General features: G+C 67.1%; 14 protein-coding genes. 11 read left to right on the top strand and 3 right to left on the bottom strand.

All coding sequences use genetic code 11. The features are described 5' to 3' along the window. Positions 1-205: 205 nt before the first annotated feature. Positions 206-1,000 (top strand): AraC family transcriptional regulator, encoded by a 795-nt coding sequence (locus CFB39_RS30345; protein WP_089429017.1) that lies wholly within the window; start codon positions 206-208, stop codon positions 998-1,000. Positions 1,001-1,079: 79 nt separating this feature from the next. Here CFB39_RS30345 and CFB39_RS30340 read toward each other — a convergent pair whose 3' ends face one another. Next, the gene (locus CFB39_RS30340; protein ID WP_039367795.1) at positions 1,080-1,343 is read right to left on the bottom strand and encodes a hypothetical protein; all 264 of its coding nucleotides are present in this window, start codon (positions 1,341-1,343) and stop codon (positions 1,080-1,082) included. Positions 1,344-1,631: 288 nt separating this feature from the next. After that, positions 1,632-3,524, bottom strand: coding sequence for a bifunctional sugar phosphate isomerase/epimerase/4-hydroxyphenylpyruvate dioxygenase family protein (locus tag CFB39_RS30335; RefSeq protein ID WP_089475718.1), 1,893 nt, complete (start codon positions 3,522-3,524; stop codon positions 1,632-1,634). A gap of 256 nt (positions 3,525-3,780) precedes the next feature. Between CFB39_RS30335 and aroQ the strand changes: the two genes are divergently transcribed. The 3 genes from aroQ to CFB39_RS30320 are packed head-to-tail and all read left to right on the top strand — an operon-like array spanning position 3,781 to position 6,463. After that, positions 3,781-4,236, top strand: coding sequence for a type II 3-dehydroquinate dehydratase (gene aroQ / locus CFB39_RS30330; protein WP_089475717.1), 456 nt, complete (start codon positions 3,781-3,783; stop codon positions 4,234-4,236). After that, a complete protein-coding gene (locus CFB39_RS30325; RefSeq protein ID WP_089475716.1) occupies positions 4,233-5,087 on the top strand; it encodes a shikimate dehydrogenase in 855 nt (284 codons plus the stop codon). Before aroQ ends, CFB39_RS30325 begins: the two co-directional genes overlap by 4 nt. Positions 5,088-5,119: 32 nt before the next feature. After that, positions 5,120-6,463, top strand: coding sequence for an MFS transporter (locus CFB39_RS30320; protein WP_089429021.1), 1,344 nt, complete (start codon positions 5,120-5,122; stop codon positions 6,461-6,463). Positions 6,464-6,539: 76 nt separating this feature from the next. Here CFB39_RS30320 and CFB39_RS30315 read toward each other — a convergent pair whose 3' ends face one another. After that, positions 6,540-7,649, bottom strand: coding sequence for a 2-aminoethylphosphonate--pyruvate transaminase (locus CFB39_RS30315; RefSeq protein WP_089475715.1), 1,110 nt, complete (start codon positions 7,647-7,649; stop codon positions 6,540-6,542). A gap of 259 nt (positions 7,650-7,908) precedes the next feature. Between CFB39_RS30315 and phnS the strand changes: the two genes are divergently transcribed. From phnS to CFB39_RS30280, 7 genes are read left to right on the top strand one after another with little or no spacing between them, the layout of a single operon-like run. Next, entirely contained in the window at positions 7,909-8,997 is a 1,089-nt protein-coding gene (gene phnS, locus CFB39_RS30310) for a 2-aminoethylphosphonate ABC transporter substrate-binding protein (protein ID WP_089429023.1), read from the top strand. A 34-nt stretch (positions 8,998-9,031) separates the two neighbouring features. After that, complete coding sequence (gene phnT / locus CFB39_RS30305; RefSeq protein WP_179257759.1) at positions 9,032-10,135, top strand: 2-aminoethylphosphonate ABC transport system ATP-binding subunit PhnT; 1,104 nt, start codon at positions 9,032-9,034, stop codon at positions 10,133-10,135. Beyond that, positions 10,113-11,033, top strand: a complete 921-nt coding sequence (locus CFB39_RS30300) for a 2-aminoethylphosphonate ABC transporter permease subunit (RefSeq protein WP_089475713.1) — start codon at positions 10,113-10,115, stop codon at positions 11,031-11,033. The genes phnT and CFB39_RS30300 overlap by 23 nt, the downstream gene beginning before the upstream one ends. Beyond that, positions 11,023-11,883, top strand: coding sequence for a 2-aminoethylphosphonate ABC transport system, membrane component PhnV (gene phnV, locus CFB39_RS30295; RefSeq protein WP_060074338.1), 861 nt, complete (start codon positions 11,023-11,025; stop codon positions 11,881-11,883). Before CFB39_RS30300 ends, phnV begins: the two co-directional genes overlap by 11 nt. After that, positions 11,880-13,187 carry a phosphonoacetate hydrolase gene (phnA, locus tag CFB39_RS30290; protein ID WP_179257758.1) on the top strand — a complete coding sequence of 436 codons (1,308 nt, stop codon included), beginning with the start codon at positions 11,880-11,882 and terminating at the stop codon, positions 13,185-13,187. The genes phnV and phnA overlap by 4 nt, the downstream gene beginning before the upstream one ends. Next, complete coding sequence (phnY, locus tag CFB39_RS30285; RefSeq protein ID WP_089475712.1) at positions 13,184-14,638, top strand: phosphonoacetaldehyde dehydrogenase; 1,455 nt, start codon at positions 13,184-13,186, stop codon at positions 14,636-14,638. Before phnA ends, phnY begins: the two co-directional genes overlap by 4 nt. Before the next feature lie 4 nt (positions 14,639-14,642). Beyond that, entirely contained in the window at positions 14,643-15,194 is a 552-nt protein-coding gene (locus CFB39_RS30280) for a phosphonate degradation HD-domain oxygenase (RefSeq protein WP_089475711.1), read from the top strand. Positions 15,195-15,625: the final 431 nt, after the last annotated feature.

The following is a 15,625-nucleotide window of genomic DNA, read 5'->3' as shown; positions in this document are numbered from 1 at the left end:
GTCGACACAAGCGGATTCGCGGCCGGCCGCCGCACGCTCGACGCAGTGGTTGCGCGCGCAACCTGTGTCGCATGACGATGCCGGCCGATCGGCGGCGCGTTGCGACGGCCGCCGCCAACTTGCCCGCCTTTGCGATCGGCGCGACGCGATCGAAGGGGCGCTTCTATAATCGACGCCATCTGCCACTCGCATTGCGGTTGCCGGGATGACGCCCTTGCTTGCCGTACCGCCCATGAGCCTGTCCGAACCGTTGCGCTACCAGCCCGACAACGCCGATTTCGGCGCGATGCTTGCGCACTTCCGCCTGCTCGAGCCGGTGTTCGATGCACTGCCGGACGTCGCGTTCTTCGTGAAGGATGCGGGCGGCCGCTACGCGATCGTCAATCGCACGCTGGCGATGCGCTGCGGCTACAAGGACAAGCGTGACCTGCTCGGCAAGACGGCCGACGAAGTGTTTCCGCGCCGCTTCGGCCGCAGCTATTTCGAGCAGGACATGGCGACGATCAACGCCGGCCAGCAACTGGTGGACCAGCTCGAGCTGCACCTGTATCCGGGCCGTCAGCCAGGCTGGTGCCTGACCTGCAAGGAGCCGCTGCGCGACGCCGCGGGCAGGGTGGTCGGCCTCGCGGGCATCTCGCGCGACCTGAAGGCGCATGAGGGATCGCACCCGGCGTACAGCCGGCTCGCCGACGTCGTGCAGCACATCCAGGATCACTACGTGCAGCCGCTGAACCTGAAGCAGCTCGCGCAGATGGCGGGGATGTCGGTCGCGCAGCTCGAACGCTACTTCCACAAGGTGTTCCACCTGACGCCGCGCCAGGTGCTGCTGAAGACGCGGCTCGATGCGGCCACCGCGCTGCTCGTCACGCACGACAAGGTGACCGACGTCGCGGCGCTATGCGGCTATACGGATCACAGCGCGTTCACGCGCCAGTTCAAGGCGACGGTCGGCGTCACGCCGACGGAATACCGGTTGATGCTGCAGGAGCGGGCAGGGTGACGCGACACGCCGACAGGGCCGGCGAGTCGCTGGGAATCGGGGTGATGCGGGAAAACGGGAAAGGGATGAAAACGGCGGCTCAGCGGTAGCCGAGCCCTTTCAGGACGGCGGTGCCGTCTTCGGTCAGCCGGAAGCTGGGTGCCGTTTCGGTGTCGAGCTTGACCATCTCGACGAGACCGGCTTCCTGCAGCGCAGGCAGTTCGGGTTTGGCGTTGGCGCCGATCGGTGCGTGCAGCAGCACGAGCAGCGTCGCGATTTCATGATGACTGAGCAGGCGGCGCAGCATCGTCTTCTTTGCAGGGGGCGCGGCCGGGCGGCCCGCGGGTGCTTCTACGGCGCTCATCGCTTTCCTCCTTTTCGAGATAACCGTCGGGTACTGGCTGCGGATGGTGCCGTCGAAGACTTAAGCGATTCTTAAAACCGCACGGGGCGACGAGATGCTGCGCTGCGGTATGGGTTACGGGATGTAACGCCATATGGAATGCGGTTTCCGGCCCGATCGCGGCGAGCCGCGCGGGCGGGGGCGCGGCCGAGCGATTCACCGCGATGGTGCGCGCATGATGTGGCCCTTTGAGGCGGCCGCGGGCCGCGAATGTGATGCGCCCCTTGAATCCCGGTCGGCTTCCTTCCGTTACTTCCTGCGCTGCGCCTGTGCGGCGAGCCGCACGGCCGCATTCGTCGCGCCGTAGCCGTCGTATCCGCCGCGCCGCTCGACGATTTCGAGCGAGAAGCGGTTGTCGACCAGTTCTGTATACGCGTGCAGGAATTCGCCGCCGTGCTCGTCACGGTCATACAGCAGGTGATGCGTGCTCAGCGTCTCGATCAGGTCGTCCGGCAGCGCGTAGCGTGCGGCGAGATCGTCGTAGTAGTTCGGCGGAATGCGGAGGAACGGAATGCCGTCGGCCGCGAACGCGGCGATCGTCTTCACGATGTCGTCCGTGCGGAACGCAACGTGGTTCAGCCCCGTGCCGTGGTAGCGGTCGAGCGATTCGGCGACCGCCGTGTGCCGGTCGACCGACGCGTTCAGCGCGATCCGCACCGAGCCGTCGGCGCTGCGCACCGCGCGGCTGCGCATCAGCCCGTACGGGTCGGGCACGAGCCAGCTGCGTTCCGCCTCGAAGCCGAATGCCGTCTTGAAGAACAGGATCCACGTATCGAGCGCGTCGGCCGGCAGCGCAAGGCACACGTGGTCGATACCCGCGAGCGGGCCGACTTCGCTCGGGCCGTCGATGTCGGTCAGCACGAAATCCGATTCGTACAGCGTCGGCGCGTTCGGCGCTTCGTCGACGAAGTATTCGAGGCTGCCGTCCGGCGCCTGCACGCTCGGCAGCACGCGCTCGTTCGGCCCGACGCGGCCGGAGAACGGCGCATAGCCGAAGCCGGCCGCGCGCTCGAACGCCACTTTCGCGTCGTCGACACGGAATGCCGATGCGCACAGCGACAGCCCGTGCTGCTGGAAGAACGCATCGGCGAACGAGTCGCGCTCCGCGTTCAGCACGATCGACGCGGCGCCGTGCTGGAACAGCGTCACGTCCTTCGAGCGATGGCGGCCCGCGAGCCGGAAGCGCATCCGGCCGAGCCATTCGCCGACGGTCGCCGCCGCCTGCGCGTCGACCGCGAATTCGATGAACTGGAACCCGACGTGCGCGGGCGGCGCCGGCGGCGCGAACAGCGGTTGGCCGGCGGCCGGTGCGCGGCCGTCCTGCGCGAGCCGCTCGCGCGTCAGTTCTTCCAGATAGAGCAGCGAGCGATGACCGTCGGCGGCCGTGATCGCGGTCGGCGCGGCGCGGAAGCCGTCGTTGAAGATCTCGAGCGACAGCGGCCCCGTATAGCCCGACTCGATCACGCGCGCGGTGAAGCGTGCGAGGTCGAAGTCGCCCTGGCCCGGGAACGAGCGGAAATGGCGGCTCCATTCGAGCACGTCCATCGCGAGCTTCGGCGCATCGGCGATCTGCACGAACGCGATCCGGTCGCCGGGGATGTCCGCGATCGCGTCCGGCGAATCGTCGAGCGACAGCGTGTGGAAGCTGTCGAGCGCCAGGCCGAGGTGCGGGCTGTTCACGGCATTCACGAGTTTCCACGCATGGCCGTAGCGCTTCACGACGCGGCCCCACGCGAGCGCTTCGTACGCGGCGACCACGCCGGCCTGCCGCGCGGCTTCGGCGAGCTCGCCGAGCTGGTCGACGAGCAGCCCGTCGTCCGCGATCGTGTCGGCCGATACGTTGCTGCACACCAGGATGCGGTCGGTGCCGAGCGCATGCATCACGTCGAACTTGCGCTTGATCCGGTCGAGGTTGCGGGCGAGCTGGGCCGCGCTCACCCCTTCGAAGTCGCGAAACGGCTGGAACAGCACGATGTCGAGGCCGAGATCGGCGGCCATGCGCCGGACGTCGGCCGGCGATCCATCGAAGTAGACGAGGTCGTTTTCGAAGATTTCGACGCCGTCGAAGCCTGCGGCCTGGATGGCGGCGAGTTTCTCGGCGAGCGTGCCGGACAGTGACACGGTGGCGATCGAGCGCTGCATGGGCGATTCCTGAGGATGAGCGGGCATGGCGTCGGCCGAACCGGCCCTGAATGAACCAGTCGTTGAGTTCATGACAGGCGCCATATCCCGAATTTACTAGGCGGGTGATGCATATTGTACAAACTAACTAGGTGGTACAAATTAGCGAAAACCCGAAAAGACAGCCCGCTTGCACGGGCGCACACTAGCGCCACATTCCGATGTCTTCGGGGCGGCGCCGATCGTGGTCCGCCCCTGTTTCAGGAGCAGAAACACGATGAGCAAGCACAAGGTGCTCGTGCTGAACGGCCCGAACCTGAATTTGTTGGGCACACGCGAGCCCCATATCTACGGCGCGGAAACGCTCGCCGATGTCGAGCAGCGCTGCCGTACGGCGGGCGAGGCGCTCGGGCTGGAAATCGACTTCCGCCAGTCGAACGCCGAGCACCAGCTGATCGACTGGCTGCATGTCGCGCGTCATGACACGCACGGCATCGTGATCAATCCGGCCGCCTATACGCATACGTCGGTGGCGCTGGCCGACGCGCTTTCAGCGATCGCGAAGCCGGTGATCGAAGTGCATATCTCGAACGTGCATCGCCGCGAGGCGTTCCGGCACCATTCCTATGTGTCGGCGCTCGCCGAAGCCGTGATCTGCGGCTGCGGCACCGAGGGCTACGTGTTCGCGCTGCAGCGTCTGGCGACGCTGTTCGCGCAGGGAGCCGCACGATGAGCCGCCCGTCGTTTCTGATCGGCCTGATCGGCCAGGGCATCGGCGGCTCGCTGTCGCCCGCGATGCACGAGGAAGAAGGCTTCCGCCAGGGGTTCGGCTATGTCTACCGGCGCATCGATCTCGACGTGCTGGGCGTGACCGTCGACGCGCTGCCGCAACTGCTCGATGCCGCGCAGCGGATGGGCTACAACGGCCTGAACATCACGCACCCGTGCAAGCAGCGCGTGATCGAGCACCTCGATGAACTGTCGGACGATGCGCGCGCGCTCGGCGCGGTGAACACCGTGCTGTTCAAGGACGGCAAGCGGATCGGCCACAACACCGACTGGTCGGGTTTCGCGAAATCGTTCCGCCGCGGGTTGCCCGGCGCGTCGCTCGAACGCGTCGTCCAGCTCGGCGCGGGTGGCGCGGGCGCGGCCGTGGCGCACGCAGCGCTGCAGATGGGCGCGGCCGAACTGACGATTTTCGATGTCGACGGCACGCGCGCCGCCGCGCTCGCCGCCGAGCTGCAGCAGCGCTTCCCGGCGGCACGCGTCGTGCAGGGCGACGATCTCGCGGCCTCGATGCGCGCCGCGACGGGCCTGATCCACTGCACGCCCACCGGCATGGCCAAGCATCCGGGCCTGCCGCTGCCGGCCGAACTGCTCCACGCGGGCATGTGGGTGGCCGACATCGTGTACTTCCCGCTCGAAACCGAACTGATCCACGCGGCGCGCGCGGCCGGTTGCGCCACGCTGCCGGGCGGCGGGATGGCCGTCTACCAGGCGGTCGACGCGTTCGAGATCTTCACCGGACGCACGCCCGACGCCGAGCGGATGTTCGAACACTTTCAGTCGCTCGTCGCGCGCTGACCCCTTCCATAAAGAGAGACCAGGAGACGACCATGCAGCACACCACCCACACGAGCGCCGCGCCGGCGCAGGCGTCCGGCACCGTCCGGCGCACTTCGGCGCGCTACAAGATTCTCGCGCTGCTCGCGATCGGCACGATGATCAACTATCTCGACCGCACCGTGCTGGGGGTGGCTGCGCCTCAGCTCACCAAGGAGCTCGGCATCAACGCGGCCGTGATGGGCATCATGTTTTCCGCATTTTCGTGGACGTATGTCGCGATGCAGGTTCCCGGCGGCCTGTTCCTCGACCGCTTCGGCAGCAAGATCACCTATTACTGGTCGATGACGCTGTGGTCGCTGTGCACGTTCCTGCAAGGCTTCGTGCCCGGCGTCGCGACGCTGCTCGCGTGCCGGCTCGGCCTCGGCGTGACGGAAGCGCCGTGCTTCCCGACCAACAGCCGCGTCGTCGCGACGTGGTTCCCGCAGAACGAGCGTGCGATGGCGACGGGTACCTATACCGTCGGCGAGTACATCGGCCTCGCGTTCTTCAGCCCGGTGCTGTTCGCGCTGATGGGGGCGTTCGGCTGGCGCTCGCTGTTCTGGGTCGTCGGCGCGGTGGGTATCGTGTTCGGCCTGGTCTGGTGGAAGTTCTATCACGAGCCGCGCAACCATCCGGGTGCGAACTCGGAGGAGCTGGCCTATATCGAGGCGGGCGGCGGTCTCGTACACGGTGCGCGCAAGAGCGGCGACAAGGGCGACAAGCCGGCGCAGGCCAAGTTCAGCTGGTCGATGGTCGGCAAACTGGTGAAGAAGCGCCAGCTCGCGGGCATCTGCCTCGGCCAGTTCGCCGGCAACTCGACGCTCGTGTTCTTCCTGACCTGGTTCCCGACCTACCTCGCCACCGAACGCCACATGGGCTGGCTGAAGATCGGCTTCTTCGCGGTGATGCCGTTCATCGCCGCGTCGGTCGGCGTGATGTTCGGCGGGATCTTCTCGGACTGGCTGCTGCGTCGCGGCAAGTCCGCGAACCTCGCGCGCAAGCTGCCGATCATCGCGGGCCTGCTGCTCGCATCGACGATCATTCTCGCGAACTACGTGCAGAGCAACGAAGCCGTGATCGCGATCATGTCGGTCGCATTCTTCGCGCAGGGGATGGCTGCACTCGGCTGGACGCTCGTGTCGGACATCGCGCCGGACGGCCTGCTCGGCGTCACGGGCGGCATCTTCAACTTCGCGGCGAACCTGGCGGGCATCGTCACGCCGCTCGTGGTCGGCTTCATCGTCGCGTCGACCGGGTCGTTCGTCGGCGCGCTCGTGTTCATCGGCGTGATCGCGCTGGTCGGAGCAGCGTCGTACATCTTCGTGGTCGGCGACATCAAGCGGATCGAGCTGTAAGCACCGGCTCCACGCAGATCCTGTGCGTTAGCCCGGCAGCCGCAAGGCCGCCGGGCTTTTTTGCGTGGTACGGCGCTTATGCGCGCTGCACTGCGATGCCGAGCGATTCGACCGCCTGCGCAATGGCCGCGACCGCGCGGCGGATATCGTTCGAGTCGATCGCGCCGATGCAGCCGACACGGAGCGTCTCGAGCTGCGTGAGCTTGCCCGGATACAGGATGAAGCCCGCGTCGCGCACCGCGTCGTAGAAGCGGCGGAAATCGTAGGCCGGGTGGTCGGGCGCGTGGAACGTGACGATCACCGGCGCCTGCACGCTCGCATCGAGGAACGGCGTGAAGCCGAGCGCGTGCATCGACTCGACCAGCGTCCGGCAGTTGTCCACATAGCGCGCGCCGCGCGCCGGCTGGCCGCCTTCGGCGAGGTACTGATCGAGTGCGGCGCGCAGCGCGGCGATCACATGCGTCGGCGGCGTGAAGCGCCACTGGCCTGTCTTGCGCAGGTACGCATATTGATCGTGCAGATCGAGCGCGAGCGACGGCGAGTTGCCTTCGCTCGCGTCGAGCGCGTCGCGCCGCACGATCGCGAACCCCATCCCCGGCACGCCTTCCAGGCATTTGCCGCTCGCCGAGATCAGCGCATCGATGCCGCTGCCGGCCAGCGTGATCGGCAGTGCGCCGAACGAGCTCATCGCGTCGACGATCAGCCGCTTGTCGTGGCGCCGGCACACGGCGGCGATGTCGTCGAGCGGGTTCAGGATGCCGGCGCTCGTCTCCAGATGCACCTGCGCGACATGCGTGATGCGCGGCTCGCGTGCGAACGCGGCTTCGAGCGCGGCCGGATCGACGGCCGCGTCCTCGCCGAACGGCAATGCGATCGCTTCGATACCGAGCCGGCCGAGGATCTTCAGGATGCGCGCGCAGTACGCGCCGTTGTCGGGCACCAGCACGACACCGTCACGCGGCACCAGCGTGCCGAGCGCGGCTTCGACCGAGAACGTGCCGCTGCCCTGCATCGGGACGCACACGTACTCGTCGCCGCCGTGCGCGATCGTGACGAGATCGGCGCAGACGCTGGCCGTCAGTTGATTGAACGCGGCATCCCACGAGCCCCAGTCATGTTGCATTGCGTGGCGCGTTGTGGCGGACGTCGTGAGCGGGCCAGGCGTAAGAAGAATCGGATCGGACATGGTTTTCCCTTGCAAAGATCGGAAGAAACGCCGGGCGGCATTTCTGAATGACTTGCATGATATTGGCAAAATGTGTCATTTTTTGGAAATTGCCGCATTCGTCACGGGTTTGTCATCGAACGCTGTGATCCTTCGCTTGCCGCGCGAAACCTAACCTCGGCGCGGTAGCGAGGCGGGCCGTCGCTCGGCCCCGCCCGGAGATAACAGGAGAGCCGGATCGTGCCCCGGCCATTTGGTGTTCCGCCTACGGAGAAGTCAGATGACACTGCAGAAACCCTCGCGCGCCGCTGCCGGCGCGTTCCGCAAGCTTGCGCTGGCCGCCAGCGTCGCCGGCCTGATGGGCGCCGCGCTGCCCGCACATGCGGCGAACGCGGTCGTGCTGTATACGGCAGACGGCCTCGAGAACCTCTATCGCGATGTGCTGCCGGCTTTCGAGAAGAAGGAAGGCGTCAAGGTCAACATCGTGACGGCGGGCAGCGGTGAAGTCGTCAACCGCGCGAACATCGAGAAGAACTCCCCGAAGGCCGACGTGATCGTCACGCTGCCGCCGTTCATTCAGCAAGCTGGCCAGATGGGCCTGCTGCAGCCGTACCAGAGCGTGAACTACAAGAACGTGCCGGCCATCGCGAAGGCTGAAGACGGCACGTGGGCGACGTTCGTGAACAACTACTTCTCGTTCGCGATCAACCCGGACGTCGTGAAGAGCCAGCCGAAGACGTTCGCCGACCTGCTCGCGCCGGCCTACGCCGGCAAGGTCGCGTACTCGAACCCGGCCACCGCCGGCGACGGGATGGCCGTGCTGATCCTGACGACGTCGCTGATGGGCGAGGACAAGGCGTTCGACTACCTCGCGAAGCTGTCGCAGAGCGTGAAGTTCCACACGAAGGGCACGGGCTACCTGAACGTGCTGCTGTCGCGTAACGAAATCAGCGTCGCGAACGGCGACCTGCAGATGGACCTCGACGATGCCGAACACGGCGCGCTGTCCGTCAAGCCGATCTTCCTGGCCGCGAAGGAAGGCGACCAGCCGACCACGTTCCAGCTCCCGTACGGCATCGGCCTGATCAAGAGCGGCCCGAACCAGGACGCCGGCAAGAAGCTGATCGACTACCTGATGTCGACGGACGTGCAGTCGAAGGTGCCTGACATGTACGGCATCCCGGGCCGCACGGACGTGCCGCTGGCCGGCAAGAACGGCGAAGCGGTCAAGAAGGCGATCGCGGGCGTGAAGCTGATCCCGGTCGACTGGACCCAGGTGATGGCGAAGAAGCCGGTGTGGATCGAGCGCTGGAAGAAGGACGTGATCGGCAGCTCGGGCAAGCAGCTCGACGTCGTCAAGCCGAAGTGATCGGCGTACGCCGCCTGTATTTGTGAGCAAGAGGATGAACCCGGTGGAAACCGCCCTGACCCATCCCGGCGCATTCGGCGCCGCCGAACCGCAGGCTACGCTGCGGTCCGGCGCGCCGGGCGGCGTGCAGATCGAACACCTGAGCGTGCGCTACGGCGCACGCACGGTGCTGGGAGATCTGTCGCTGTCGATCGGTGCCGGTGAATTTCTGACCGTGCTCGGCAAGAGCGGCTGCGGCAAGACCACGCTGCTGCGCTTCATCGCCGGGTTCGTGAAGGCCGACGGCCTGACCGGCACGCTGACCGTGGCCGGACGCGACCTGACCTATGCGCCGCCGCACAAGCGCAATCTTGGTCTGCTGTTCCAGAATTACGCGCTGTTCCCGCACCTGACGGTGTTCGAGAACGTCGCATTCGGGCTGCGCGCACGCGGCATGGCGTCGTCGGAAGTGACGCGCCGCGTCGCCGATGCGCTGAAGCTCGTGCAGCTCGGCGATGCGGGCCATCACCTGCCCGCGCAACTGTCGGGCGGGATGCAGCAGCGCGTCGCGCTGGCGCGCGCACTCGTGATCGAGCCGGACGTGCTGCTGCTCGACGAGCCGCTGTCGGCGCTCGACGCCAACCTGCGCGCATCGGTGCGCAGCGAACTGAAGGCGCTGCACGAGCGCCTGCCGAACCTGACCGTCGTCTGCGTGACGCATGACCGCGACGACGCGCTCGTGCTGTCCGATCGCGCGCTGCTGATGCGCGACGGCCACATCGCGCAACTCGGCACGCCGCAGCAGCTGTACGACGCGCCGCAGGACGGCTACGTCGCACGCTATCTCGGGCCGGCGAACCTGCTGCCGCCGCACGTGATCTTCCCGCTCGGCGATCCGCGCCACGAAGTGCGCGGCAAGGTGGCCTGCGTGCGCCCCGAGCGCCTGACCCTGATGCCGCCGGCCGCAGGCGGGCTGCACGGCACGGTGTCGTCCGTCGAATGGCAGGGCGCTGACCTGTCGATCGCGGTCACGATCGATGCGGCCCCCGACGAGCCGGTGCGCGTCACGATGCAACGCGGCCGCGGTGCGGCTCCCGAGCGCGGTGCGCGCGTTTCCCTGCATTGCGAGGCAGACGATGTCGTCCTTATCGAGCCCTGAAGCCCGCCTGCCGCCGCACGTGCTCGCGTCGGCCGCCGCGCACGCCGCCGCCGCGCGGCGCCGCAAGCGCATGGGCGACCTGCACCTGGCCGCGCTCGCGATCGTCCTGCTGGGCCCGCTCGTCGTCTATCCGCTGGTGCGGCTCGTGCTGCTGAGCGTGTCGGGCGATCACGGGCTGAGTTTCGCCGCGTACCGCACGTTCTTCGGCAACCCCGATACGCGCAGCGTGCTGCTGACCACACTTGGCGTGCTGTTCGCGAGCGCCGGCACTGCGTCGGTGCTCGGCGTGCTGCTGGCCGCGCTGCTGTTCTTCAAGCCCTTTCCGGGCGCATCGCTCGTCACGCGTTTCCTGGAGCTGTACGTCGCGTTCCCGTCGTTCCTCGTCGCGTTCACGCTGATCTTCCTGTACGGCTCGCAAGGCTCGATCAGCATCGCGCTACAGCACCTGTTCCATCTCGAGAATCCGCCGCTCGATTTCCTGTTCGGCATCGGCGGCGTGATTCTCGCGCAGACCGTGTTCTATACGCCGTTCGTCGTGCGGCCGACGCTCGCGTCGTTCGCGACGCTCGACCTGCGGCTGATCGAAGCCGCGCGCAGCCTCGGCGCGTCCGGCTGGATGCTGGCACGTCGCGTCGTGCTGCCGATCGCATGGCCGGGCATCGCTGCCGGCACCGTGCTGTGCTTCCTGCTGACGCTGAACGAATTCGGGATTCTGCTCGTGCTCGGCAGCGCGCGGCTCGTGACGCTGCCGGTTGCGATCTACAGCAGCGCGACGGTCGACCTCGACCTGCCGACCGCGTCGGCCGGCGCGGTCGTGATGCTCGCGCTGTCGCTGGCGTTGTATGCGGTTTATCGCCGGGTGAACCGGCGTGCGACGGGAGGGAACGATGTCCGCTGAATTCCGTATCGGGCAAGCCGTGCCGCGCCACCAGATCGGCTGGGGCGACACGGTGCTCAAGCATGCGTCGCGCGCGGCGCTCGCGCTGGCCGCGTTCGCGTGCTTCTGGCTGTTCGTGTTGCCGGTCATCGTCGTCGCGCTGTCGAGCGTGTCGACGCAGTGGTCGGGCACGATCCTGCCGGCCGGCTACAGCCTGCGCTGGTTCGAGCGGCTCGGGTCGCCGGAATACGATGCGCTGCTGACGAGCCTGGAAATCGGCTTCGGCGTGTCGGCGGTCGGCACGGTCCTCGGGCTGTGGCTCGCGCTGGCGCTCGAAGGGCGCGACCGGCGCGGCCTCGGCGCGGTGGTCGATGCGCTCGTGATGGTGCCGAACGGTGTGCCGAGCGTCGTGCTCGGGCTCGCGGTGCTGATCGCGTATCACCAGAAGCCGGTCGACCTGTCGAGCTCGGCGGCGATCGTCGTGCTCGTGCAGCTCGCGCTGATCTTGCCGTTCTGCTATCGCTGCGCGGCCGCCGCGCTGCGTCCGGAACTGACCGTGCTGCGCGAAGCGGCGGCGAGCCTCGGTGCGCCGCCCGCGATGGTGCTGCGTCGCGTGCTGCTGCCGCAGCTCGTGCCGGCGCTGCGCGCGAGCCTCGCGCTCGGTTTCGCGCTGTCGCTCGGCGAACTCGGCGCGACGCTGACGGTGTATCCGCCCGGCTTCGCCACCGTGCCGATCGTCGTGATCGGCCAGGTGGAGCGCGGGTATTACCTTCCGGCATCGGCGCTGTCGCTGCTGATGCTCGGCGCGTCGCTCGCGGCGCTGCTGCTGATCGCGGCGCGCGTGCCGCGCGGCAAGCGGGTGGCATCATGAACGCCGCGTTCGCCTTGCGCCAGCCTGGTGAAGCGTCGGCGGCCGGCGCATCGACGGGGCTCGCGGGACGTTCCGTCGACGTCAACGGCCGCCACTACCGGCTGCCGGTCGAGCCGACCGTCGTCGTCTGCGTCGACGGCTGCGAGTACGACTATCTCGAACGGGCGGTGGCAGCGGGCGTCGCGCCGTTCATCGGCCGGATGATCGCGGAAGGCACGGCCTGGCGCGCCGATTGCGTCGTGCCGACCTTCACCAACCCGAACAACCTGTCGATCGTCTGCGGCGTGCCGCCGGCGGTCCACGGGATCTGCGGCAACTACTTCTGGGATTCGGCCGCCGACGGCGGACGCGGCGCCGAAGTCATGATGAACGACCCGGCCTACCTGCGGGCCGGCACGCTGCTCGCGGCGGCGGCCGACGCCGGTGCGCGGGTTGCCGTCGTGACGGCGAAGGACAAGCTGCGCCGGCTGCTCGGCTGGCAACTGAACGGCATCTGCTTTTCGGCCGAGAAGGCCGCGCAGGCGAATCTCGCGGAAAACGGGATCGTCGACGTGCTCGACTGGGTCGGCCTGCCGTCGCCGGACGTCTACAGCGCGGCGTTGTCCGAATTCGTGTTCGCGGCCGGCGTGCGGCTTGCGCAGACGCGCCAGGTCGATCTGATGTACCTGTCGACCACCGATTACGTGCAGCACAAGTGCGAGCCGGGCAGTGCCGGCGCGAACGCGTTCTACGCGATGATGGACGGCTATCTTGCGCAGCTCGACGCGCTCGGCTGGGCGATCGGCCTCACGGCCGACCACGGGATGAACGCGAAGCACGATCCCGCGACGGGCCGGCCGAACGTCATCTATCTGCAGGACGCATTCGACGGCTGGTACGGCGCGCAGGCCGCGCGCGTGATCCTGCCGATCACGGATCCGTACGTCGTGCACCACGGCGCGCTCGGTTCGTTTGCGACCGTCTATCTGGCACCGGGCGTCGACCGGGCCGAGGCGATGTGGCGCATCGGCGGCCTCGACGGCGTCGAGCTCGTGCTCGACAACGCGGAAGCCGCAGCCCGTTTCGAGCTGCCGGCCGACCGGATCGGCGATCTCGTCGTGATCGGCCGCCGCGACATGACGCTCGGCACGCGCGAGCGCGAACACGATCTGTCGGGCCTCACGGTGCCGCTGCGTTCGCATGGCGGCGTGTCGGAGCAGGAAGTGCCGCTGCTGTTCAATCGCCGTATCGAGCCGGCCGATCCCGCGCGTCGCCCGCGCAACTTCGACGTGTTCGATTTCGTGCTGAACCGGGTCGCGGCATGATGGCTCATCCCCGACACGATCACCCGGCGTTTCGTGCAGAGGCGCTGCGCTGGTGCGGCACGCGCGCGACGCGGGAACGCACGCTCGACGTCATGGACCCTTACACGGGCACGCGCGTCGGGACGGTGCCGCTGGCGAGCATCGACGATGTGCGCGCGGCATTCGACTATGCGATGGCGTACCGGCCGAAGCTCACGCGGTACGAGCGTTCGCAGATCCTCGAGCGTGCGGCCGCGCTGCTGCGCGAGCGCACCGAGGAAGCGTCCGACCTGATCACGCTCGAATCGGGGCTGTCGAAACAGGACTCGCGCTACGAGATCGGCCGCGTGGCCGACGTGTTGAAGTTTGCGGCGGTCGAGGCGCTGCGCGACGACGCGCAGAGTTTCTCGTGCGACCTGACGCCCCACGGCAAGGCGCGCCGCGTGTTTTCGCAGCGGCAGCCGCTCGACGGTGTGATCGTCGCGATCACGCCGTTCAATCATCCGATGAACCAGGTGGCGCACAAGATCGCGCCGGCGATCGCGACCAACAACCGCGTGATCGTGAAGCCGTCGGAGAAGGTGCCGCTGTCGGCGTTCTACCTGGCCGATCTGCTGTACGAAGCCGGGCTGCCGGAGCCGATGCTGCAGGTGCTGACCGGCGATCCGCGCGAGATCGCGGACGAACTCGTCACGCATCCGCATGCGTCGCTGATTACGTTTACGGGCGGCGTGGCGATCGGCAAGGCGATTGCCGCGCGGGCCGGCTACCGCCGCATCGTGCTGGAACTGGGTGGCAACGATCCGCTGATCGTCCTCGAGGACGCCGATCTCGAACGCGCGGCGTCGCTGGCCGTGCTCGGCTCGTACCGGAATTCGGGCCAGCGCTGCACGGCCGTCAAGCGGATGCTGGTGCAGCGTTCGATCGCGCCGGCGTTTACCGAGTTGCTCGTCGAGAAGACGCGTGCATGGAAGTACGGCGATCCGTTCGATCCCGCGAACGAAATGGGCACGGTGATCGACGAGGAAGCGGCGCGGCTGTTCGAGGCGCGAGTGGAAGAGGCGGTCGCGCAGGGCGCGCGCTTGTTGACCGGCAATGTGCGGCGCGGCGCGCTGTATGCGCCGACCGTGCTCGACAACGTCGATCCGTCGATGACGCTCGTGCGCGAGGAGACCTTCGGGCCGGTCTCGCCGGTGATCACGTTCGACACGATCGACGACGCGATCCGGATCAGCAACGGGACGGCGTTCGGGCTGTCGTCGGGCGTCTGTACCGACAGCACGGCGGCGGTCGTGCGGTTCGTGAACGAGCTGAACGTCGGCACGGTGAATGTATGGGAAGTGCCCGGCTACCGGATCGAGCTGTCACCGTTCGGCGGGATCAAGGATTCGGGGCTCGGTTACAAGGAAGGCGTTCAGGAGGCGATGAAGAGCTTCACGAACCTGAAGACGTTTTCGCTGCCTTGGGAGTGAATGAATGGCATTGACGGTGGAAGAGATCCACGGGCTGTATCGCGAGCATGGCCATGTGGCCTATAGCGGCGAGCCGGTCACGCAGCTCGAGCATGCATTGCAGAGCGGATTGCTGGCCGAAGAGGCGGGGGCTGACGAAGCGCTGGTCGCGGCGGCGTTCCTGCATGACCTCGGGCATCTGCTGAATCGCCAGGGCGAGACGCCGAGCGCGCGCGGGATCGACGATCTGCATCAGTATTACGTGCTGCCGTTCCTGCGGCCGCTGTTTTCCGACGCGGTGCTGGAGCCGATCCGGCTGCACGTCGACGCGAAGCGCTGCCTGTGCCGCACGGACGCCGGCTACTTCGAGAGCCTGTCGCCGGACTCGGTGCGCAGCCTCGCGCTGCAGGGCGGCATCTTCAGTGAAGAGGAGACGGCGGCGTTCCTGCAGCGCCCGTTCGCGGAGGACGCGCTGCGTCTGCGCCGCTGGGACGATACGGCGAAGGAGGAAGGCAAGGCGACGCCGGATCTCGATCACTATATGGAGATCGTCGCGCGCCAGGTGCGCGCGGCCTGACGGTTCGGCTGCTTCTATATAAGGCCCCGCACGCGGCAGCGTGCGGGGCCTTATATTTTTTGAGAAACCCCTTGCGCAGATCGAAGAGGCTGCCTACAATCACGCCTCTTTCGCGCTAACGGAAACGCGGCGCGGGAGAAGGGAAGCAAGGTGGGTGGTGTGCTTGCAGTCTGGAGCGCGCAGCTGGCCTGGAAGTTGAGCCCCGCAGTCGCAACGATGCAGTAAAAAAGTTGTTGACGAACTGCGAAACACGGTTCATAATCTCGCTTCTCTGCTGCTGAAAACGCAGCGCTGCCGGGAAACACGAAGTTCCTCGCAGAATGCTCTTTAAAAATTAACAGCCGATAAGTGTGGGCGCTTGATGAAAGCGAGCTGATCCTCGGATCAGATAGCGAAAGTATCAAGAGTCTCACACTAAAGTAAGTCAGGTT

It is taken from the genome of Burkholderia sp. AU6039 (assembly GCF_002223365.1).
In the GTDB taxonomy this organism is placed as follows: Bacteria; Pseudomonadota; Gammaproteobacteria; order Burkholderiales; family Burkholderiaceae; genus Burkholderia.
The sequence above is the reverse complement of the archived record's forward strand: the minus strand, read 5'-3'. Positions and strand labels throughout refer to the sequence as shown.

Bases quoted from the DNA above. Each gene is read 5' to 3' on its own strand.
- CFB39_RS30345 (WP_089429017.1), top strand. From the start codon at position 206: ATGACGCCCTTGCTTGCCGTACCGCCCATGAGCCTGTCCGAACCGTTG.
- CFB39_RS30340 (WP_039367795.1), bottom strand. From the start codon at position 1,343: ATGAGCGCCGTAGAAGCACCCGCGGGCCGCCCGGCCGCGCCCCCTGCA.
- CFB39_RS30335 (WP_089475718.1), bottom strand. From the start codon at position 3,524: ATGCAGCGCTCGATCGCCACCGTGTCACTGTCCGGCACGCTCGCCGAG.
- aroQ (WP_089475717.1), top strand. From the start codon at position 3,781: ATGAGCAAGCACAAGGTGCTCGTGCTGAACGGCCCGAACCTGAATTTG.
- CFB39_RS30325 (WP_089475716.1), top strand. From the start codon at position 4,233: ATGAGCCGCCCGTCGTTTCTGATCGGCCTGATCGGCCAGGGCATCGGC.
- CFB39_RS30320 (WP_089429021.1), top strand. From the start codon at position 5,120: ATGCAGCACACCACCCACACGAGCGCCGCGCCGGCGCAGGCGTCCGGC.
- CFB39_RS30315 (WP_089475715.1), bottom strand. From the start codon at position 7,649: ATGTCCGATCCGATTCTTCTTACGCCTGGCCCGCTCACGACGTCCGCC.
- phnS (WP_089429023.1), top strand. From the start codon at position 7,909: ATGACACTGCAGAAACCCTCGCGCGCCGCTGCCGGCGCGTTCCGCAAG.
- phnT (WP_179257759.1), top strand. From the start codon at position 9,032: ATGAACCCGGTGGAAACCGCCCTGACCCATCCCGGCGCATTCGGCGCC.
- CFB39_RS30300 (WP_089475713.1), top strand. From the start codon at position 10,113: ATGTCGTCCTTATCGAGCCCTGAAGCCCGCCTGCCGCCGCACGTGCTC.
- phnV (WP_060074338.1), top strand. From the start codon at position 11,023: ATGTCCGCTGAATTCCGTATCGGGCAAGCCGTGCCGCGCCACCAGATC.
- phnA (WP_179257758.1), top strand. From the start codon at position 11,880: ATGAACGCCGCGTTCGCCTTGCGCCAGCCTGGTGAAGCGTCGGCGGCC.
- phnY (WP_089475712.1), top strand. From the start codon at position 13,184: ATGATGGCTCATCCCCGACACGATCACCCGGCGTTTCGTGCAGAGGCG.
- CFB39_RS30280 (WP_089475711.1), top strand. From the start codon at position 14,643: ATGGCATTGACGGTGGAAGAGATCCACGGGCTGTATCGCGAGCATGGC.